Consider the following 21,162-nt stretch of genomic DNA (forward strand, 5'->3'; position numbering starts at 1 on the left):
GTCCGTCGGCCTCGGGCCTGGACCTCTCGGCCCTAGGGCGAGCTGAGGACCATCGAGGGGTCGCCCGGCTCGTCCAGCTCGCGCTGGAGACCGCCCCTGGGCGGACGCGGGATCCGCGGTTCGTGCACGCCCCCGCCGCCCTCACCGGGGCCGAAGTCGAACCACACGTAGACCATCGAGTCCCGCGGCACCTCGGCACCGGGCTGCGGGTACTGGCGTACGACGTAGTCGACGACGACGAGAGGGAGCTCGGGCCGGTCCGGTGCGTTGAGGAGGAGGCCCTGCGCCCGGGCGGTCTCCCTCGCGTCCACGGCCATCAGGCCGACCAGACGCGGTACGCGCACTTCGGGTGTCTTGCGGGATATCTGCACAGATGTCACCCCCAGCGGTACAGGAAGGGTAACTCCCGCCCCGTACCGACCGGAAGCGATCGATGTCGGTCTGTGACAGTCGACTACTCTCCGTCAACCGTCCGGAGATCGAGGCGGTAGCAGTGCCCCGCCCGCTGCGAGGCCGGTGTCGTGAACGTCTCGGCGAGGCGCATCCCCAGGCGCTGGGTCACCGCGATGGAACGGCTGTTGCGGGCGTCGACCATCGCGACGACGCCCGGGACGCCACTGGCCCGCATCCGCTCCAGCGTCTGCCGCGCGGCCGCGGTGACGTAGCCCTTGCCCCAGTGCTCCCGGCCCAGCCGCCAGCCGATCTCGATCTCGCCGGCCGGGCCCCAGGACCGCTCCCAGGGCTGGGCGCCGGTGAAGCCGATGACCTGCCCCGACTCGTCGAGCACGGTCCACAGGCAGAAGCCGAGCTCCGCGTCGTGCCGGCGCTGGCGGGCGGTGAGCTCCTCGTAGACCGAGAGTTCCGCGGCCCTGCCGCCCTGGTACTCCATGACGTCCGGGTCGTCGAAGATCCGGTGCCAGGCGAACGCGTCCTCGTGGGTGGGGACGCGAAGCCGCACAGCGGGGAGAGCTCGATTCACGGAGGCAGCCCTTCAGCCGGGTGATGAATGCTGCTGCATAGACTGCCCATGTCCAGTGCCGGTCGGCACGCAAGATTGACGAACTTGGGGAGATCCCGCCGTGACCGTCGTGACCGAGCCCCTCTCCGAGAACACCGCCGATGTGATCGTCGTGGGCGCGGGGCCGGCCGGCTCCACCACCGCCTACCACCTCGCCAAGGCCGGACTCGACGTCCTCCTGCTGGAGAAGACCGAGTTCCCCCGCGAGAAGGTCTGCGGCGACGGCCTCACCCCGCGTGCCGTCAAGCAGCTGGTGGCGATGGGCATCGACATCTCGGAAGAGGCGGGCTGGCTGCGCAACAAGGGCCTGCGCATCATCGGCGGCGGGGTGCGGCTCCAGCTCGACTGGCCGGATCTCGCCTCCTTCCCGGACTACGGCCTCGTCCGCAAGCGCGACGACTTCGACGAGCAGCTCGCCCGGAACGCCCAGAAGGCCGGCGCCCGGCTCTTCGAGCGGTGCAACGTGGGCGCGCCGATCCTCGACGAGCGCACGGGCCGCATCACCGGGGTGCACGCCAAGCTCGGTGAGGAGAAGCGCGAGGTCACCTTCCGGGCGCCGCTCGTCGTGGCCGCCGACGGCAACTCCACCCGGCTGTCCCTGGCGATGGGCCTGCACCGCCGCGAGGACCGCCCGATGGGCGTGGCCGTGCGCACGTACTTCACCAGCCCGCGCCACGAGGACGACTACCTGGAGTCCTGGCTGGAGCTGTGGGACCGCCGCGGCGCCGAGGACCGCCTGCTGCCCGGCTACGGCTGGATCTTCGGCATGGGCGACGGCACGTCGAACGTCGGCCTCGGCGTCCTCAACACCTCCGACTCCTTCAAGGAGCTGGACTGGCGCGAGGTCCTGAAGGCCTGGTGCGCGTCCATGCCGGAGGACTGGGGCTACACCCCCGACAATATGACCGGCCCGATCCGCGGCGCCGCGCTCCCGATGGCCTTCAACCGCCAGCCGCACTACACCAAGGGCCTGCTGCTCGTCGGCGACGCCGGCGGCCTGGTGAACCCCTTCAACGGCGAGGGCATCGCCTACGCCATGGAGTCCGGCCAGATCGCCGCCGACGTCATCGTCCAGGCCCACGCCCGGCCGACCCCGGCGAGCCGCGAACTGGCCCTCCAGCGCTACCCGCGCGTCCTGAAGGACACCTACGGCGGCTATTACACGCTCGGCCGCGCCTTCGTGAAGCTCATCGGCAACCCGAAGGTCATGCAGATCGCGGCCCAGCGGGGTCTCACGCACCCGATGCTGATGAAGTTCACGCTGAAGCTCCTCGCGAACCTCACCGACCCGACGGGCGGCGACGCGATGGACCGCATCATCAACGGGCTGAGCAGGGTGGCCCCGAAGGCCTGATCGAACCGGCGGCCCCGGCGGGCTGCCGGCTTGCGCCGACACCACGGGCCGAGCGGGAAGCCGCCTCCCGTGGTGCCGGCGGTCCGATCAGGCGTTCAACGCCGCGATGTTGGCGGCCCGGCGTGCGTACACCGACTCCCGCCGGTCCGCCGTCTGCCGCAGCGCGGCCTTCCGCTCCCGCGCGGAGAGCCGGTCCAGGTAGAGCTGTCCGTCGCAGTGATCGGCCTCGTGGGCGAGGCAGCGGGCGAAGTACCCGGTGCCCTCGATCACGAGCGGCTCGCCGTCCCGGTCGACGCCGCGCACCACGGCCCGGTCCGGACGCGGCACGTCCATGGTGGCGCCCGGCACGGAGAGGCAGCCCTCCGCCTCGTCGAGGAGCCTCCTGCGCGAGGCGTCGAGCGGATCCAGGACCGGGTTGACGATGTGCCCGACGTGCCGCACCCCGTCGTCGTCCGGACAGTCGTACACGAACACCCGCAGATCGACCCCGACCTGGTTCGCCGCGAGCCCGGCCCCGTCCGCGGCGTACATGGTCAGGAACATGTCGGCGATGAGCGCGGCGAGGTCCGGACCGAACTCGGTGACGTCCCGGCACGGCTTGTGCAGGACCTCCTCGCCGGCCTCGGTGATGCGCCGGACCTTCCCCCGCCGGGCCTCGGGCGCGAGCCGCGGGTACGAGTCGACGGGCCGTCCCTGCACGAAGACGCTTGGCATCGGTTGTCTCCCTGTGATGGTGCCGTGGTGGCGGGAGAGCGGGCTTCCGGCATCGGGAGCCCTCCCCGCCCTTCGGCACTCATCACAACAGAACACCCGGACCGGCCCCAGGAGCAGTCCGGTCACGCGGGGCGGCCGGCGTCAACGCCCGGCCAGGCCGTGACAATTCGGGCGCAAGGTGCCGGAGTGACGGGGGCGCACGGACGGGCCGCGATGAGGGGTGGCCCCAGAAGGGCCCTGAAGGGCCCTGGAGCGGCCCGGAGCCGGGCCGAGAGGGTTACGGGGCCTGGACGGCCCCGGACAGGCCGGGAGGGCCGATGCCTCACCACGGCAACGACCCTCGAGCCCGAACGTACGGATGTGTCAGACGACGTGTGACGTCAGAGGACGCGCACCGCGCCCGACGCCGGGTAGCCCGACAGGTCCTGGATGACGACGCCCTTGGACGGGTTGGCCGCGTCCAGGTACTGGCCGTTCCCGATGTAGACACCCACGTGGTACGCGGAGCCCTTGCCACCCCAGTACAGGATGTCGCCGACCTGGACGCTGGACAGCGGCACGTCCGTGCCGGCCATCGACTGGTCCTGCGAGACGCGCGGCAGATCCACACCAACCTGCTTGTACGCGGCCTGCACGAGGGAGGAGCAGTCCCAGGCGTTGGGACCGGTGGCGCCCATGACGTAGGCGTCGCCCACCTGGGCCTTGAGGAACGCGATGACCGTCGCGACGCTGCCGCTGGCGGGGGCCGACACGGACGTCGAGGTGGACGCGGAGGCGGAGAGGGTGGTGCGCTCGGCGCTGCGCGTGGCGCGCTCGGCGGCGGCCTTGCGGGCGGCCTCGGCGGCCTTCTTCTTGGCCTCCGCCTTCTTCGCCGCGGCGAGGTCCTTCTTGGCCTCCGCGGCGGCCTTGGCGGCGGCCGCGTCACGCTCGGCGCGCAGCTCGTAGTTCGCGGCGGTCTGCTGGGTCGCGGCCGCGGACTGGGCGACCTGAGCGGACAGGTCGGCCGTCAGGGTGGGCAGTTCGATGGTCTGCGTCACCGGCTCGGCGGCGCTCGCCGAGGCCGAGGCACCTGCCGCCGCCATGCTGAGGACGCCACCGGCAACTCCGGCACGCACGGCGATCGAAGAGGTCGCGCTGCGGCGGGGTTTCCGGTGGCTGCGTATGTGAGCGGTGTGGGACATGGGAATAACCGGTACCAGGGGCTCCTTCATATCTTCAAGAAACGTGTGCTGCGCCACAGTTGTTCATCCGGGCCCTCAAAACCCCCGAACGAGGCCCTTTATTGACGCCGTAACGGACATTGCGGGCGGCCCGTGACCGGGCTGTGATCACGGTGTTTGATCAATACGCCCGAATTGCCCCGCGCCTACCATCGGTTGGCTTGATTGGCCAAGCCCCGTTCTCATGGGTCTCTCATCAATGTGACGGAGGTCACGGAACGGCTGCCCCGCCGGTCGCGTCCCGGCGCGTAGATCACGGCAGGGTCACGACCTCGCGAAGATCGTGAACGCGTGCACGCGTCCACACTCCGCCTCGCATGTCCCCTGATGTGTGAACGCGCCTCTATCAAGAGATCAAGTCCATCACCAATTTGCATGCAAGAGAACCCTCTTGATATTGAGACGACCCCTCCGGCCTGCACTGACGAGCCAAAATGTCACCTCTCGTGATCACTCGGACGCTTCGCGTGTGAAGATCACCGCTCATCCGACTTCATGATCGATCGCCAGGTGGTGGAGATCACAAAGGTTGAGTAATACCCCGTGTCGCAGATCACAGAGCGTCGGGCATAAGATGCACGCGGTTGGGCTTGTGACCTGCTTCACATGTTCCCGATCTTCGCCGGGGCGGGCGGGGTTCGAGGGACAGGTGGGGCGGGCGTGAGCCCGACGCAAACCGCCAGCAGTCAGTGCCGACTGAGAGGAGCGAGGAGCGGTGAACGCTTATGCGCCCATCCTCGTACTGGGAGCCCTCGGGGCAGGCTTTGCGATCTTCTCCGTGGTCATGGCCACGTTGATCGGGCCCAAGCGGTACAACCGGGCCAAGCTCGAGGCCTACGAGTGCGGTATCGAGCCGACCCCCACGCCGGCCGGCGGCGGGCGCTTCCCCATCAAGTACTACCTGACGGCGATGCTCTTCATCATTTTCGATATCGAGATCGTCTTCCTCTACCCCTGGGCCGTCACCTTCGACGCCCTGGGGATCTTCGGGCTCGTGGAGATGCTGCTCTTCGTGCTCACCGTCTTCGTCGCGTACGCGTACGTATGGCGGCGCGGCGGCCTGGAATGGGACTGAGGGGCCACACGTCATGGGACTCGAAGAAAAGCTGCCGAGCGGCTTCCTGCTGACCACCGTCGAGCAGGCCGCGGGCTGGGTGCGCAAGTCGTCCGTCTTTCCTGCCACGTTCGGCCTCGCCTGCTGTGCCATCGAGATGATGACCACCGGAGCGGGCCGCTACGACCTGGCGCGCTTCGGCATGGAGGTCTTCCGGGGCTCGCCGCGCCAGGCGGACCTGATGATCGTCGCCGGCCGGGTCAGCCAGAAGATGGCGCCGGTGCTCCGGCAGGTCTACGACCAGATGCCGAACCCCAAGTGGGTGATCTCCATGGGGGTCTGCGCCTCGTCCGGCGGCATGTTCAACAACTACGCCATCGTCCAGGGCGTCGACCACATCGTGCCGGTCGACATCTACCTCCCCGGCTGTCCGCCCCGGCCGGAGATGCTCATGGACGCGATCCTCAAGCTGCACCAGAAGATCCAGAGCTCCAAGCTCGGCGTGAACGCCGAGGAGGCGGCCCGCGAGGCGGAGGAAGCGGCGCTCAAGGCGCTGCCCACCATCGAGATGAAGGGGCTGCTGCGGTGAGCGACGCGAACGGCAACGGGGTCAACCCCGAGAAGGACCTCTCCGCGGAGAACCTCCCGGGCCAGCGCGGCCAGGGCGGTGAGGAGATCCGCGTCCAGCGCGGCATGTTCGGCGCCAACAACGGCGGAGACACCTCCGGCTACGGCGGCCTGGTCCGCTCGGTCCGGCTCCCGGGACCGGCGAGCCGCCCCTACGGCGGATGGTTCGACGAGGTCGCCGACGAGCTCGAGGGCGCGCTGGAGGAGCAGGGCCTGGTCCCCGCCAACGCCATCGAGAAGACGGTCGTCGACCGCGACGAGCTGACCTTCCACATCGAGCGCGAACACCTCGTCCGCGTCGCCCGCACCCTGCGCGACGACCCGGCCCTGCGCTTCGAGCTGTGCACCGGCGTCAGCGGCGTGCACTACCCGAACGACAAGGGCCGCGAGCTGCACGCCGTCTACCACCTGCGCTCGATCACCCACAACCGGCTGATCCGCCTGGAGGTCAGCGCCCCCGACAGCGACCCGCACATCCCGTCGCTGTTCGAGGTCTATCCGACGAACGACTGGCACGAGCGCGAGACGTACGACTTCTTCGGAATCGTCTTCGACGGCCACCCCGCCCTGACGCGGATCATGATGCCGGACGACTGGCAGGGCTTCCCGCAGCGCAAGGACTACCCCCTCGGCGGCATCCCCGTCGAGTACAAGGGCGCCCAGATCCCGGCTCCGGACCAGCGGAGGTCGTACTCATGAGCACTTCCCACGCCTCCCCTCGGGAGACGACCGAGGGCACCGTCTACACGGTCACCGGCGGCGACTGGGACGAGGTCGTCCAGTCCGCGGCCCGCGCCGACGACGAGCGCATCGTCGTCAACATGGGCCCGCAGCACCCGTCCACCCACGGCGTGCTCCGTCTGATCCTGGAGATCGACGGCGAGACCGTCACCGAGGCCCGCTGCGGAATCGGTTACCTGCACACCGGCATCGAGAAGAACCTCGAGTACCGGACGTGGACGCAGGGCACCACCTTCGTGACGCGCATGGACTACCTGACGCCGTTCTTCAACGAGACGGCGTACTGCCTCGGCGTCGAGAAGCTCCTCGGCATCGAGGACCAGATCCCGGACCGCGCCTCGATCATCCGCGTGCTCCTGATGGAGCTGAACCGCCTCTCCTCGCACCTGGTGTGCATCGCCACCGGCGGCATGGAGCTCGGCGCGACCACGATCATGATCTACGGCTTTCGTGATCGTGAACTCATTCTCGATATCTACGAGCTGATCACCGGCCTGCGGATGAACCACGCGTACATCCGCCCCGGCGGACTCGCCCAGGACCTGCCGCCCGGCGCGGTGGACCAGATCCGCGAGTTCGTGAAGAAGATGAAGAAGAACCTCCCGGAGTACGACAAGCTCGCCACCGGGAACCCCATCTTCAAGGCGCGTATGCAGGACGTCGGCTATCTCGACCTGGCCGGCTGCATGGCCCTCGGCGCGACGGGCCCGATCCTGCGCTCCACCGGCCTGCCGCACGACCTGCGCAAGGCGCAGCCGTACTGCGGCTACGAGACGTACGACTTCGAGATCCCGACCGCCGACACCTGCGACTCCTACGGCCGCTTCCTCATCCGGCTGGAGGAGATGCGCCAGTCCCTCCGGATCGTCGAGCAGTGCCTGGACCGGCTCCAGCCCGGCCCGGTCATGGTCGCCGACAAGAAGATCGCCTGGCCGGCCCAGCTCGCCCTGGGCCCCGACGGCCTCGGCAACTCCCTCGACCACATCAAGAAGATCATGGGCACCTCCATGGAAGCCCTGATCCACCACTTCAAGCTGGTCACCGAGGGCTTCCGCGTCCCGCCGGGACAGACGTACACGGCGGTCGAGTCGCCCAAGGGCGAACTCGGGGTGCACGTCGTCTCCGACGGCGGCACCCGCCCCTACCGGGTCCACTTCCGGGACCCGTCCTTCACCAACCTTCAGGCCATGGCTGCGATGTGCGAGGGCGGCCAGGTCGCCGACGTCATCGTCGCCGTCGCGTCCATCGACCCCGTGATGGGAGGCGTCGACCGGTGACCACATCGTCTTCCGAGCGGGGCGTCAGCCTGGGCATGCCCGAACTGCCCGCCCCTGCCTACCCGGACGACGTCCGGGCCCGTCTGGAGACGGACGCGCGCGAGATCATCGCCCGCTACCCCGACTCCCGGTCCGCCCTGCTGCCGCTGCTGCACCTCGTGCAGGCGGAGGAGGGGCACGTCACCCGCACCGGCATGCGGTTCTGCGCGGACGTGCTCGGCCTGACTACGGCCGAGGTCACCGCGGTCGCCACCTTCTACACCATGTACCGCCGCCGCCCGAGCGGCGACTACCAGGTGGGGGTGTGCACCAACACCCTGTGTGCCGTCATGGGCGGGGACGCGATCTTCGAGGAGCTCCAGGAGCACCTCGGCGTCGGCAACGGCGAGACCACCGGCGACGGCAAGGTCACCCTGGAGCACATCGAGTGCAACGCGGCCTGCGACTTCGCGCCCGTCGTGATGGTCAACTGGGAGTTCTTCGACAACCAGACCCCGGCCAGCGCCAAGAGCCTCGTCGACGACCTGCGCGCGGGACGGCCGGTCACGCCCACCCGCGGCGCGCGCATGTGCACCTTCAAGGAGACCGCCCGGATCCTGGCCGGCTTCCCCGACGAGCGGGACGGTGCCGTGGAGTCCGGCGGAAGCGCGGGACCCGCTTCCCTGATCGGCCTGAAGCTCGCCAAGGGGGAGGCCTCTCCCGCCCGCGTGGTGCACCCGCGCGGTGAGGCGGCCCGGACCGGGGCACCGCACGAGCCGTCACCGACCGAGCACCTGAGCTCGCACGACGCGCCGCAGGACACATCGGCCTCCGACCCTTCCCACCCGTCGCCCCCCACCGCCCCTGATGGAGGGGCTTCGCCCCGCCCCGCTGATACGGCCGGGCCCACCGCCGAGGAGGGGGAGTGATGACCTTGGCACCCGAGCTGAAAGACACCAGCCCCGAGAAGCTGCTCGCACCGGTGCTGTCGGCCTTCTGGGACGAGGACAAGTCCTGGACGCTGGACGTGTACCGCAGGCACGACGGCTACGAGGGGCTGCGCAAGGCGCTCGCCATGTCGCCGGACGACGTGATCGCGTACGTCAAGGACTCCGGTCTGCGCGGGCGCGGCGGCGCGGGATTCCCCACCGGGATGAAGTGGCAGTTCATTCCCCAGGGGGACGGAAAGCCGCACTATCTCGTTGTCAACGCCGACGAGTCGGAGCCGGGGACGTGCAAGGACATCCCGCTCCTCTTCGCGAACCCGCACAGCCTCATCGAGGGCATGATCATCGCGTGTTACGCCATCAGGTCGTCGCACGCCTTCATCTATCTGCGTGGTGAAGTCGTCCCCGTGCTGCGGCGGTTGCACTCCGCCGTGCGCGAGGCGTACGAGGCCGGCTTCCTCGGCGAGAACATCCAGGGCAGCGGACTCGACCTCGACATCACCGTGCACGCGGGCGCGGGCGCGTACATCTGCGGTGAGGAGACCGCACTGCTCGACTCGCTCGAAGGCCGCCGGGGCCAGCCGCGGCTTCGTCCCCCCTTCCCCGCCGTCGCGGGCCTCTACGCGTGCCCGACTGTGGTGAACAACGTCGAATCGATCGCGTCGGTTCCCGCGATCATGCAGCGGGGCAAGGAATGGTTCCGGTCGATGGGGAGTGAGAAGTCGCCCGGCTTCACGCTCTACTCCCTCTCCGGCCATGTCGCCGGCCCCGGCCAGTACGAGGCGCCGCTCGGGATCACGCTCCGCCAGCTCCTCGACATGAGCGGCGGGATGCGCCCCGGGCACCGCCTCAAGTTCTGGACGCCGGGCGGCTCCTCGACGCCGATGTTCACCGACGAGCACCTCGACGTCCCCCTCGACTACGAAGGGGTGGGCGCCGCGGGTTCCATGCTCGGCACCAAAGCCCTCCAGTGCTTCGACGAGACGACCTGCGTGGTCCGAGCCGTCACCCGCTGGACCGAGTTCTACGCCCACGAGTCCTGCGGCAAGTGCACGCCCTGCCGCGAAGGGACCTACTGGCTCGTGCAGTTGCTGCGCGACATCGAGGCCGGCAAGGGACAGATGTCCGACCTCGACAAGCTGAACGACATCGCCGACAACATCAACGGCAAGTCCTTCTGCGCCCTCGGCGACGGCGCCGCCTCGCCGATCTTCTCCTCGCTCAAGTACTTCCGCGAGGAGTACGAGCAGCACATCACGGGCCGGGGCTGCCCCTTCGACCCGGCCAAGTCGACGGCCTGGGCCGACCGCACGGAGGTGAACGCATGACCGTGACCACCAGCTCTCCCTCCGGCGGGGGAGAAGCGGCGGTCCCGCCGGAGGACCTCGTGTCGCTGACGATCGACGGCGCGGAGATCAGCGTGCCCAAGGGCACCCTGGTCATCCGGGCCGCCGAGCAGCTCGGCATCGAGATCCCCCGGTTCTGCGACCACCCCCTGCTCGACCCGGCCGGCGCCTGCCGCCAGTGCATCGTCGAGGTCGAGGGACAGCGCAAGCCCATGGCGTCCTGCACCATCACCTGCACCGACGGGATGGTGGTGAAGACCCACCTCACCTCCCCGGTCGCGGAGAAGGCCCAGAAGGGTGTGATGGAGCTCCTGCTCATCAACCACCCGCTGGACTGCCCGGTCTGCGACAAGGGCGGCGAGTGCCCGCTGCAGAACCAGGCCATGTCGCACGGCGACGCCGACTCCCGCTTCGAGGGCCGCAAGCGGACCTACGAGAAGCCCGTCCCGATCTCCACGCAGGTGCTGCTCGACCGTGAGCGGTGCGTGCTGTGCGCCCGCTGCACCCGGTTCTCCAACCAGGTCGCGGGCGACCCGATGATCGAGCTGATCGAGCGGGGCGCCCTCCAGCAGGTAGGCACCGGCGAGGGCGACCCCTTCGAGTCGTACTTCTCCGGCAACACCATCCAGATCTGCCCGGTCGGCGCGCTGACCTCGGCGGCGTACCGATTCCGCTCCCGCCCCTTCGACCTGGTCTCCTCCCCGTCGGTGTGCGAGCACTGCTCCGGCGGCTGCGCCACCCGCACCGACCACCGGCGCGGCAAGGTCATGCGGCGCCTCGCGGCGAACGACCCCGAGGTCAACGAGGAGTGGATCTGCGACAAGGGGCGGTTCGGGTTCCGCTACGCCCAGCAGCGTGACCGGCTTCGGACGCCGCTGGTACGCAACGCCGAGGGCGAGCTGGAACCGGCCTCCTGGCCCGAGGCGCTCCAGATCGCGGCCCAGGGGCTGCTGGCCTCCCGGGGCCGCACCGGAGTCCTGACCGGCGGCCGCCTCACCGTCGAGGACGCCTACGCGTACAGCAAGTTCGCGCGCGTGGCGCTCGACACCAACGACATCGACTTCCGCGCGCGCGTGCACAGCAGCGAGGAGGCCGATTTCCTCGCAGCTGAGATCGCCGGGCGCGGCCGGGACCTCGACGGCACGGGCGTCACGTACACCGCGCTGGAGAAGGCCCCCGCCGTTCTGCTCGTCGGGTTCGAGGCGGAGGAGGAGGCCCCCGGCGTCTTCCTGCGGCTGCGCAAGGCCTGGCGAGGGCACGGGCAGAAGGTCTACTCCCTGGCCACGCACGCCACGCGCGGTCTGGAGAAGGCCGGTGGCACGCTGCTTCCGGCGGCTCCCGGCACCGAGACCGAGTGGCTGGACGCGCTCGCGGGCGGCGGCGGCCTGGAGGACGACGGTGCGCTCGCCGCCGAGGCGCTGCGCGCCGAAGGTGCGGTGATCGTCGTCGGCGAGCGGCTGGCCGCCGTGGCCGGCGGGCTCACCGCCGCCGCCCGCACCGCCTCCGCCACCGGCGCCCGGCTGGTGTGGATGCCGCGCCGGGCCGGGGAACGCGGTGCGATCGAGGCGGGCGCGCTGCCGTCGCTGCTGCCGGGCGGGCGCCCGGCCACCGACCCCCGCGCGCGTGACGAGGTCGCCGGCGTCTGGGGCGTCGCCGGTCTCCCGCACCGCTACGGACGGGACACCGGCCAGATCGTGGAGGCCGCCGCGACCGGCGAGCTCCAGGCCCTGCTGGTGGCGGGCGTGGAGATCGCCGACCTGCCCGACCCGGCACGCGCGCGTGCGGCGCTGGACGAGGTGGGCTTCCTGGTCTCGCTGGAGCTGCGGCCGAGCGAGGTCAGCCGCAAGGCCGACGTCGTCCTGCCCGTCGCCGCGGTCGCCGAGAAGGCCGGCACCTTCCTCAACTGGGAAGGCCGGATCCGCTTCTTCGAGGCCGCGCTCAAGCCCGACCAGATGACCCACAGCTCCGCGCCCACCGACGCGCGCGTGCTGCAGATGCTGGCCGACGCCATGGACGTCCACCTCGGACTGCCGGATCTGCGTACCGTGCGCGGCGAGATCGACCGGCTCGGCGCCTGGGACGGCCCGCGGGCCGGCGAACCCCTGGAGACCGCGGCCGCGCTGCCGCGGCCCGCCGCCGGGGAAGCCGTCCTCGCGGGGCACCGGCTGCTGCTCGACCAGGGCCTCCTCCAGCAGGGCGACGAGGCACTCGCCGGAACCCGGCACGCGGCACGCGCGCGAGTGTCGGCCCCGACGGCCGCCGAGGCGGGCGTCAAGGACGGCGACCTGCTCGCGGTGACCGGCCCCCAGGGGGTCGTGGAACTCCCGCTCCAGATCAGTGACATGCCCGACCGGGTGGTGTGGCTGCCGCTGAACTCCACCGGCGGCGGCGTCGCCTCCGACACCGGGGCGCGGCCCGGCTCCCTCGTCCGCATCGGCCCGGCGACGCTCGCCGGCGAGGCCCCCAAGGAGGTGGAGGCATGAGCCCGTACCTCGCCGCTGAAGACCTCTCGATGTTCGGCACCGATCCCTGGTGGCTGGTCGTCATCAAGGCGGTGTTCTGCTTCGCCTTCCTGATGGTGACCGTGCTGGTCTCCATCGTGATGGAGCGCAAGGTCGTCGCCTGGATGCAGTTGCGCATCGGTCCCAACCGGCACGGCCCCTGGGGCATGCTCCAGTCGCTCGCCGACGGCATCAAGCTGATGCTGAAGGAGGACGTGATCGTCAAGCGCGCGGACAAGGCGGTCTACGTCCTCGCGCCCGTCATCGCGGCCATCCCGGCCTTCATGGCGATCGCGGTGATCCCGTTCGGCCCGGCCGGCAACGAGATCTCGATCTTCGGCCAGCGCACCACGATGCAGCTCACCGACCTGCCGATCGCGATGCTCTACATCCTCGCGGTCGCCTCGGTCGGCATCTACGGCATCGTCCTGGCCGGCTGGAGCTCCGGCTCGACCTACCCGCTGCTGGGGGGCTTGCGCTCCTGCGCGCAGATGATCTCCTACGAGATCGCGATGGGCGCCGCCTTCGCCTCCGTCTTCCTCTACTCGGGGTCCATGTCGACCTCGACGATCGTCGAGCAGCAGGCCGACCGCTGGTACATCGTGCTGCTGCCGGTCTCCTTCATCATCTACATCGTCACGATGGTCGGCGAGACCAACCGCGCCCCCTTCGACATGCCGGAGTCCGAGGGCGACCTGGTCGGCGGCTTCAACACCGAGTACTCGTCGATCAAGTTCGCGATGTTCATGCTCGCCGAGTACGTCAACATGGTGACCGTCTCGGCCGTCGCCACCACGCTGTTCCTCGGCGGCTGGCGGGCCCCCTGGCCCATCAGCACCTTCTGGGAGGGCGCCAACCACGGCTGGTGGCCGCTGCTCTGGTTCACGGTCAAGGTCCAGCTGCTGCTGTTCATGTTCATCTGGATCCGCGGCACCCTCCCGCGCGTGCGCTACGACCAGCTGATGAAGCTCGGCTGGAAGGTCCTCATCCCGGTCTCGCTGGTGTGGCTGATGCTCGTCGCGAGCGTGCGGGCCTTCCGGAACGAGGGCTACGACTTCGCCGACATCGCCCTGTACGTGGGCGGCGGCGTCCTCGCCCTGCTGCTGCTCTCCTTCGTCGTCGACATGTTCCGCGAGAAGGCCAAGAAGACCGACGAGCCGGCCGAGACCCCGGCCGCCTTCGACCCGATGGCGGGCGGATTCCCCGTACCGCCCCTGCCCGGACAGGAACTTCCGCCGGTCCCGCGCCGCTCGCGTCGTGAGCGGGAGCTGATTGTCAGTGGTGGGCCCGATACTCAGAGTGACGGATCTCTGGGCGGATCTACGGATGGAAAGGAGGCGTCCGATGGCTGAGGAACTCGAGCGTTCGAAGGCTGAGGAACCCAAGGACACCAAGCCCGGCTTCCAGAACCCCGTGGCCGGCTTCGGCGTGACCTTCAAGGCCATGTTCAAGAAGCGGCTGACCGAGCAGTACCCGGAGCAGCAGAAGACCACGGCTCCGCGCTTCCACGGACGGCACCAGCTCAACCGCCATCCGGACGGCCTGGAGAAGTGCGTCGGCTGCGAACTGTGCGCCTGGGCCTGCCCCGCCGACGCGATCTACGTCGAGGGCGCGGACAACACCGAAGAGGAGCGCTACTCGCCGGGCGAGCGGTACGGCCGCGTCTACCAGATCAACTACGCCCGCTGCATCCTGTGCGGCCTGTGCATCGAGGCCTGCCCCACGCGCGCGCTCACGATGACCAACGAGTTCGAGCTGGCCGACTCCAGCCGGGCCAACCTCATCTACACCAAGGAGCAGCTGCTCGCCGGTCTGGAGGAGGGCATGGTCGACTCGCCCCACGCCCTCTACCCCGGCACCGACGAGCAGGACTACTACCGGGGCCTGGTGACGGAGGCGGCGCCCGGCACCGAGCAGCAGGTCGCGCACTCCAAGGGCGAGGTCGTGCAGGAGGCCGACTCGACCTCCGGCGGGACGGAACCCGCCTCGGAGAAGGTGATCGGCCGATGACCGCCCAGCTCGCCGCCTACTCCACCTCCACCGGAGAGGCCTTCCAGTTCTGGATCCTCGGCACCGTCGCGGTGATCGGCGCCCTGTGCACCATCCTCATGAAGAGGGCTGTGCACAGCGCGCTCTGCCTCGCCGGCACCATGATCATCCTGGCGGTGTTCTACCTCGCCAACGGCGCCTACTTCCTGGGCGTCGTCCAGATCGTCGTCTACACCGGCGCGATCATGATGCTGTTCCTGTTCGTGGTGATGCTCGTCGGCGTCACCGCGGCGGACTCCCTGAAGGAGACCATCAAGGGCCAGCGCTGGCTGGCCCTGCTGTGCGGACTCGGCTTCGGCGTCCTGCTGATCGCCGGGATCGGCAACGCGTCCCTGACGGAGTTCAACGGCATCGGCCAGGCGAACGCCGGGGGCAACGTGGAGGGCGTCGCCGCCCTCCTCTTCACCAAGTACGTCTTCGCGTTCGAGATCACCGGCGCCCTGCTCATCACGGCCGCTGTCGGCGCCATGGTGCTCACCCACCGCGAGCGCACCGAACGCGCCAAGACGCAGCGGGAGCTCGCCGTGGAGCGCGTCCGGTCGGGCAAGCAGCTGCCGCCCCTGCCGGCACCGGGTGTGTACGCCCGGCACAACGCGGTCGACATCGCGGGCCTGCTGCCCGACGGCACCCCGTCCGACCTCACCGTCAGCAAGACCCTGCGCGAGCGCGGCCAGATCCGTGACGTGTCGCAGGAGGCGCTCAACGACCTCAAGGCCCTGGAGCAGCGGTCCGAGGAGCGTCTCGAGCGCAGGGCGGTCGGGCCGGCGAAGTTCCAGCGGCCCGAGGAGGCGTCGAAGTGAACCCCGTCAACTACCTCTACCTCGCGGCCCTGTTGTTCACGATCGGCGCCACCGGCGTGCTCATCAGGCGCAACGCGATCGTCGTGTTCATGTGCATCGAGCTCATGCTCAACGCCTGCAACCTCGCGTTCGTCGCCTTCTCCCGGATGCACGGCAACCTCGACGGGCAGATCATCGCCTTCTTCACGATGGTCGTCGCCGCCGCCGAGGTCGTGGTCGGGCTCGCGATCATCGTGTCCCTGTTCCGTGCCCGCCACTCGGCCTCGGTCGACGACGCCAGCCTGATGAAGCTGTAAGGGGTCGGAAGAATCGTGGAGAACCTCATTGCGCTGCTGGTGGCGGCGCCCCTGCTCGGAGCGGCGGTCCTGCTGTGCGGCGGCCGGCGGCTGGACGCCGTCGGCCACTGGCTCGGCACCCTGTTCGCGGCCGTCTCCTTCGTGCTCGGTCTGGTGCTGTTCACCGACATGCTCGGGCAGAGCGCCGAACACCGCGAGATGTCCCAGCACTTGTTCAGCTGGATCCCCGTCGAGGGCTTCCAGGCGGACGTCGCCTTCCAGCTCGACCAGCTGTCCATGACGTTCGTGCTGCTGATCACGGGCGTCGGATCGCTGATCCACCTGTACTCCGTCGGGTACATGGAGCACGACGAGCGGCGCCGCCGCTTCTTCGGCTATCTGAACCTGTTCCTCGCGGCGATGCTGATCCTCGTCCTCGCCGACAACTACCTGCTGCTGTACGTCGGCTGGGAGGGCGTCGGTCTCGCCTCCTACCTGCTGATCGGCTTCTGGCAGCACAAGCCCAGCGCCGCCACGGCCGCGAAGAAGGCCTTCCTGGTCAACCGCGTCGGCGACATGGGCCTGTCCATCGCGATCATGCTGATGTTCCTGTGGTTCGGCACCTTCGCCTTCGGGCCGGTGCTCGGCACCCACACGGAGGCCGGGCTCGCCGGTGCCGCCGGTGAGGACAAGCTGACCGCGATCGCGCTGATGCTGCTCCTCGCCGCCTGCGGCAAGTCCGCCCAGGTGCCGCTGCAGTCCTGGCTCGGGGACGCGATGGAAGGCCCGACCCCGGTCTCGGCCCTCATCCACGCCGCGACCATGGTGACGGCGGGCGTCTACCTGATCGTCCGCTCCGCGGCCGTCTTCAACGGCGCCCCGGACGCGCAACTGGTCGTCACCATCGTCGGCGCGGTCACGCTGCTGTTCGGTGCGATCGTCGGTTGCGCGAAGGACGACATCAAGAAGGCCCTGGCCGGCTCGACCATGTCGCAGATCGGCTACATGATCCTTGCCGCCGGCCTCGGCCCCATCGGCTACGTCTTCGCGATCATGCACCTGGTGACGCACGGCTTCTTCAAGGCCGGGCTGTTCCTCGGCGCCGGCTCGGTCATGCACGGCATGAACGACGAGGTCGACATGCGCCGCTACGGCGGCTTGCGGAAGTACATGCCGGTCACCTTCATCACGTTCGGCCTCGGCTACCTGGCCATCATCGGGTTCCCGGGTCTGTCCGGCTTCTTCTCCAAGGACAAGATCATCGAGGCGGCGTTCGCCAAGGGCGGCACCGAGGGCTGGATCCTCGGCGCCTGCGCCCTGCTCGGTGCGGCCATCACGGCGTTCTACATGACGCGCGTGATGCTGATGACGTTCTTCGGCGAGGAGCGCTGGCGCAACGCCCCGACGCCGTCCCCGGCCCGGCCGGACGTGGAACCGGCCGCCGAGACGCGCGGCGAGTACACGCCGCCGCACCCGCACGAGTCGCCCAAGATCATGACGATCCCGATGATCGTGCTGGCCGTCGGGTCCGTGGCCGGAGGCGCGTTCTTCAGCATCGGCGACCGGTTCATGCACTGGCTGGAGCCCGTCACCGGGCACAGTCACGGCAACCCGCCGATCAGCGCGGGTGTGGTCACCGGCGCGACCGTCGCCTGCATGATCATCGGCGTCGCCATCGCCTGGGCCCAGTACGGCCGCCGCCCGGTCCCCGCCGTCGCCCCGCGCGGCTCGCTGCTCACCCGGGCCGCCCGGCGCGACCTGCTCCAGGACGACTTCAACCACGTCGTCCTGGTCCGCGGCGGCGAGCACCTCACGCGGTCCCTGGTCTACGTCGACCACACCCTGGTCGACGGCGTCGTCAACGGCACGGCGGCCTCGGTCGGCGGCCTCTCCGGGCGGATGCGCAAGCTGCAGAACGGCTTCGCCCGCTCCTACGCGGTCTCGATGTTCGGGGGTGCGGCGGTCATCGTCGCCGCGACCCTGCTGATGAGGGCGGTCTGATACCGATGTCCTTTCCTCTGCTGACAGCGACAGCGGCGCTCCCGGCCGTCGGGGCGATCGCCACGGCCGCCGTACCGGCCGCGAAGCGCACCGCCGCCAAGTGGCTGGCGCTGCTCTTCTCGCTCGCCACGCTCGTCCTGGCGGTCACCGTCCTGGTCCGCTTCGACCCGGACGGCGCCCGCTACCAGCTCACCGAGTCCCACGCCTGGATCGCGGACTTCGGCGTCCGCTACGAACTGGGTGTGGACGGCATCGGGGTGGCGCTGGTCGCGCTGACCGCCCTGCTGATCCCGTTCATCATCCTCGCGGGCTGGCACGACGCCGACCCGTTGGAGACCGGCAGCAGCCGGTGGCGGCCGACGCAGGGCTTCTTCGCCCTGATCCTGGCCGTCGAGGCGATGGTGATCCTCTCCTTCGAGGCCACCGACGTCTTCCTCTTCTACATCTTCTTCGAAGCCATGCTGATCCCGATGTACTTCCTCATCGGCGGCTTCGGGGACCGTGCCCACGAGCACGGCGAGAAGGCGGCGGCGACCCAACGGTCGTACGCGGCCGTCAAGTTCCTCCTCTACAACCTGGTCGGCGGTCTGATCATGCTGGCCGCGGTGATCGGCCTGTACGTGGTCGCCGGGAACTTCTCGCTGACGGAGATCGCCGAGGCCCGTGCCAACGGCACGCTCGACATGGCGACCAACACCGAACGCTGGCTGTTCCTCGGGTTCTTCTTCGCCTTCGCGGTGAAGGCGCCGCTGTGGCCGCTGCACACCTGGCTGCCCAACGCCATGCAGGAGTCCACCGCCCCGGTCGCCGTGCTCATCACGGCGGTCGTCGACAAGGTCGGCACCTTCGCGATGCTCCGCTTCTGCCTCCAGCTGTTCCCGGAGGCCAGCAAGTGGGCCACGCCCGCCATCCTCGTCCTCGCCCTGATCAGCATCATCTACGGGGCGCTGCTCGCGGTCGGCCAGCGGGACATCAAGCGGCTGGTGGCGTACGCGTCGATCTCCCACTTCGGCTTCATCATCATGGGCATCTTCGCGATGACCAGCCAGGGCCAGTCCGGCGCGACGCTCTACATGATCAATCACGGCATCTCGACGGCCGCGCTGATGCTGGTGGCCGGCTTCCTGATCTCCCGGCGCGGCTCGCGGCTCATCGCCGACTACGGCGGAGTGCAGAAGGTCGCCCCGGTGCTCGCCGGCACGTTCCTGATCGGCAGCCTCGCGACCCTGTCCCTGCCGGGGCTGGCGCCGTTCGTCAGCGAGTTCCTGGTCCTGGTCGGTACGTTCACGCGCTACCCGGTGATCGGCATCATCGCCACCTTCGGCATCGTCCTCGCCGCGCTCTACACCCTCGTCCTCTACCAGCGGACGATGACGGGCCCGGTGAAGCCGGCGGTCTCCGCGATGCCGGACCTCAGGATCCGTGAGCTCGTGGTGGTCGCCCCGCTGATCGTCCTGCTGATCTTCCTGGGCGTCTACCCGAAGCCCGTCACGCAGATCATCGACCCGGCGGTCAAACAGACCATGTCCGACGTCCAGAAGAAGGACCCCCAGCCCGAGGTGGAGGCGGCCAAGTGAGCGCAACAGCCGTCCACAGCCTGTGGACAACCGCGGCCGACCCGATCTCCAAGATCGACGCGCCGAAGTTCGAGTACGGCCAGCTGTCGCCGACCCTGATCGTCGTCGGCGCGGCGATCATCGGGATCCTGATCGAGGCGTTCGTCCCGCGGAAGTCGCGCTACTACGCCCAGATGTTCGTGTCCGTCGTCGCCCTCGCCGCCGCCTTCGCCGCGGTCGTGGCGCTCGCGGCCGACGGGTACGGCACGACCAAGGCGCGCATCGCGGCCATGGGCGCGATCGCCGTCGACGGGCCGGCCCTGTTCCTCCAGGGCACGATCCTGCTGGCGGCCCTGGTGGGCCTGTTCACCTTCGCCGAGCGGCGTCTGGACCCGGAGGCGCACGGCAACCGCGTCGACTCCTTCGCCGCGCAGGCCGCGTCCGTGCCGGGCAGCGAGAGCGAGAAGGCCGCGGTCAAGGCCGGGTTCACCACCACCGAGGTGTTCCCGCTGCTGCTGTTCGCGGTCGCCGGCATGCTGATCTTCCCGGCGGCCAACGACCTGCTGACGCTGTTCGTGGCGCTGGAGGTCCTCTCCCTGCCGCTGTACCTGCTGTGCGCGCTGGCCCGCCGCAAGCGGCTCATGTCGCAGGAGGCGGCGGTCAAGTACTTCCTGCTCGGCGCCTTCGCCTCCGCGTTCACCCTGTTCGGCATCGCGCTGCTCTACGGCTACGCGGGCTCGATGTCGTACGCGACGATCGCGCAGGTCGTCGACGGCACCGTCCAGGACGTCAACCCGGCGCTCGCCGACACCATGGGCAACGACGCGCTGCTGCTGATCGGCGCCGCGCTGCTGGTCATGGGCCTGCTGTTCAAGGTGGGCGCGGTGCCGTTCCACATGTGGACGCCGGATGTGTACCAGGGCGCGCCGACGCCGGTGACCGGCTTCATGGCGGCGGCGACGAAGGTGGCGGCGTTCGGCGCGCTGCTGCGGCTGCTGTACGTCGTCCTGCCGGGCCTGCGCTGGGACTGGCGGCCGGTCATGTGGGCCGTGGCCATCGTCACCATGCTGGGCGGTGCGATCGTCGCGATCACGCAGACCGACATCAAGCGGCTGCTGGCGTACTCGTCGATCGCGCACGCCGGGTTCATCCTCGCGGGTGTCATCGCGACCACGCCCGACGGTGTCTCGTCGGTGCTGTTCTATCTGGCGGCGTACTCGTTCGTGACGATCGGCGCCTTCGCGGTGGTCACGCTCGTCCGTGACGCCGGGGGCGAGGCGACGCACCTGTCCAAGTGGGCGGGGCTCGGGCGCAGGTCCCCGCTGGTGGCGGCCGTGTTCGCGGTGTTCCTGCTGGCCTTCGCGGGCATTCCGCTGACGTCCGGCTTCGCCGGGAAGTTCGCCGTGTTCAAGGCGGCGGCGGAGGGCGGGGCCGCCCCGCTCGTCGTCATCGGTGTGATCTCGTCGGCGATCGCGGCGTTCTTCTACATCCGGGTCATCGTGCTGATGTTCTTCAGCGAGCCGCGGCCGGAGGGCCCGACGGTGGCCGTGCCGTCGCCGCTGACGATGACGGCGATCGGGGTGGGCGTGGCGGTCACGCTGGTGCTCGGTGTGGCGCCGCAGTACTTCCTGGATCTGGCGGGGCAGGCGGGCGTGTTCGTCCGCTGACGTCCGCGTAGGGCCGCATGGGGTCCGGTCTCCTTC

General features: G+C 69.6%; 19 protein-coding genes. 15 read left to right on the forward strand and 4 right to left on the reverse strand.

Going from position 1 to position 21,162, the window contains the following annotated elements; all coding sequences use genetic code 11:
* Positions 1-32 precede the first annotated feature (32 nt).
* Both IE153_RS21190 and IE153_RS21195 read right to left on the reverse strand, forming a co-directional pair.
* Entirely contained in the window at positions 33-344 is a 312-nt protein-coding gene (locus IE153_RS21190) for a PASTA domain-containing protein (RefSeq protein ID WP_189591449.1), read from the reverse strand.
* Positions 345-454: 110 nt separating this feature from the next.
* Positions 455-979, reverse strand: a complete 525-nt coding sequence (locus IE153_RS21195) for a GNAT family N-acetyltransferase (protein WP_189591450.1) — start codon at positions 977-979, stop codon at positions 455-457.
* Positions 980-1,079: 100 nt separating this feature from the next.
* Between IE153_RS21195 and IE153_RS21200 the strand changes: the two genes are divergently transcribed.
* Positions 1,080-2,372: a geranylgeranyl reductase family protein gene (locus IE153_RS21200; RefSeq protein WP_030839958.1), complete on the forward strand. Its 1,293-nt coding sequence runs from the start codon at positions 1,080-1,082 to the stop codon at positions 2,370-2,372.
* A gap of 87 nt (positions 2,373-2,459) precedes the next feature.
* Here IE153_RS21200 and def read toward each other — a convergent pair whose 3' ends face one another.
* Both def and IE153_RS21210 read right to left on the reverse strand, forming a co-directional pair.
* A complete protein-coding gene (gene def / locus IE153_RS21205; RefSeq protein ID WP_189591451.1) occupies positions 2,460-3,086 on the reverse strand; it encodes a peptide deformylase in 627 nt (208 codons plus the stop codon).
* A 380-nt stretch (positions 3,087-3,466) separates the two neighbouring features.
* On the reverse strand, positions 3,467-4,297 hold the full coding sequence (locus IE153_RS21210; protein ID WP_142160736.1) for a C40 family peptidase: 831 nt from the start codon (positions 4,295-4,297) through the stop codon (positions 3,467-3,469).
* A 724-nt stretch (positions 4,298-5,021) separates the two neighbouring features.
* Between IE153_RS21210 and IE153_RS21215 the strand changes: the two genes are divergently transcribed.
* From IE153_RS21215 to nuoN, 14 genes are read left to right on the forward strand one after another with little or no spacing between them, the layout of a single operon-like run.
* Complete coding sequence (locus IE153_RS21215) at positions 5,022-5,381, forward strand: NADH-quinone oxidoreductase subunit A (RefSeq protein ID WP_003974383.1); 360 nt, start codon at positions 5,022-5,024, stop codon at positions 5,379-5,381.
* A 13-nt stretch (positions 5,382-5,394) separates the two neighbouring features.
* On the forward strand, positions 5,395-5,949 hold the full coding sequence (locus tag IE153_RS21220) for a NuoB/complex I 20 kDa subunit family protein (RefSeq protein WP_018528252.1): 555 nt from the start codon (positions 5,395-5,397) through the stop codon (positions 5,947-5,949).
* On the forward strand, positions 5,946-6,686 hold the full coding sequence (locus IE153_RS21225; RefSeq protein ID WP_189591452.1) for an NADH-quinone oxidoreductase subunit C: 741 nt from the start codon (positions 5,946-5,948) through the stop codon (positions 6,684-6,686). Before IE153_RS21220 ends, IE153_RS21225 begins: the two co-directional genes overlap by 4 nt.
* A complete protein-coding gene (locus IE153_RS21230) occupies positions 6,683-8,005 on the forward strand; it encodes an NADH-quinone oxidoreductase subunit D (RefSeq protein ID WP_189591453.1) in 1,323 nt (440 codons plus the stop codon). Before IE153_RS21225 ends, IE153_RS21230 begins: the two co-directional genes overlap by 4 nt.
* On the forward strand, positions 8,002-8,913 hold the full coding sequence (nuoE, locus tag IE153_RS21235) for an NADH-quinone oxidoreductase subunit NuoE (RefSeq protein ID WP_189591454.1): 912 nt from the start codon (positions 8,002-8,004) through the stop codon (positions 8,911-8,913). The genes IE153_RS21230 and nuoE overlap by 4 nt, the downstream gene beginning before the upstream one ends.
* Entirely contained in the window at positions 8,913-10,259 is a 1,347-nt protein-coding gene (nuoF, locus tag IE153_RS21240) for an NADH-quinone oxidoreductase subunit NuoF (protein WP_435811960.1), read from the forward strand. Before nuoE ends, nuoF begins: the two co-directional genes overlap by 1 nt.
* A complete protein-coding gene (locus IE153_RS21245; protein ID WP_189591456.1) occupies positions 10,256-12,760 on the forward strand; it encodes an NADH-quinone oxidoreductase subunit G in 2,505 nt (834 codons plus the stop codon). The genes nuoF and IE153_RS21245 overlap by 4 nt, the downstream gene beginning before the upstream one ends.
* Positions 12,757-14,130 carry an NADH-quinone oxidoreductase subunit NuoH gene (gene nuoH / locus IE153_RS21250; protein WP_189591457.1) on the forward strand — a complete coding sequence of 458 codons (1,374 nt, stop codon included), beginning with the start codon at positions 12,757-12,759 and terminating at the stop codon, positions 14,128-14,130. The genes IE153_RS21245 and nuoH overlap by 4 nt, the downstream gene beginning before the upstream one ends.
* Positions 14,123-14,788 (forward strand): NADH-quinone oxidoreductase subunit NuoI, encoded by a 666-nt coding sequence (gene nuoI / locus IE153_RS21255; RefSeq protein ID WP_189591458.1) that lies wholly within the window; start codon positions 14,123-14,125, stop codon positions 14,786-14,788. The genes nuoH and nuoI overlap by 8 nt, the downstream gene beginning before the upstream one ends.
* On the forward strand, positions 14,785-15,627 hold the full coding sequence (locus tag IE153_RS21260) for an NADH-quinone oxidoreductase subunit J (RefSeq protein ID WP_189591459.1): 843 nt from the start codon (positions 14,785-14,787) through the stop codon (positions 15,625-15,627). Before nuoI ends, IE153_RS21260 begins: the two co-directional genes overlap by 4 nt.
* A complete protein-coding gene (nuoK, locus tag IE153_RS21265; RefSeq protein ID WP_003992252.1) occupies positions 15,624-15,923 on the forward strand; it encodes an NADH-quinone oxidoreductase subunit NuoK in 300 nt (99 codons plus the stop codon). The genes IE153_RS21260 and nuoK overlap by 4 nt, the downstream gene beginning before the upstream one ends.
* Before the next feature lie 15 nt (positions 15,924-15,938).
* Entirely contained in the window at positions 15,939-17,903 is a 1,965-nt protein-coding gene (gene nuoL / locus IE153_RS21270) for an NADH-quinone oxidoreductase subunit L (RefSeq protein ID WP_189591460.1), read from the forward strand.
* Between the two features lie 5 nt (positions 17,904-17,908).
* Positions 17,909-19,480 (forward strand): NADH-quinone oxidoreductase subunit M, encoded by a 1,572-nt coding sequence (locus tag IE153_RS21275; RefSeq protein WP_189591461.1) that lies wholly within the window; start codon positions 17,909-17,911, stop codon positions 19,478-19,480.
* A complete protein-coding gene (gene nuoN, locus IE153_RS21280; RefSeq protein ID WP_189591462.1) occupies positions 19,477-21,126 on the forward strand; it encodes an NADH-quinone oxidoreductase subunit NuoN in 1,650 nt (549 codons plus the stop codon). The genes IE153_RS21275 and nuoN overlap by 4 nt, the downstream gene beginning before the upstream one ends.
* Positions 21,127-21,162 lie beyond the last annotated feature (36 nt).

The sequence above is a fragment of the Streptomyces massasporeus genome (assembly GCF_014648995.1).
Classification (GTDB): Bacteria; Actinomycetota; Actinomycetes; order Streptomycetales; family Streptomycetaceae; genus Streptomyces; species Streptomyces massasporeus.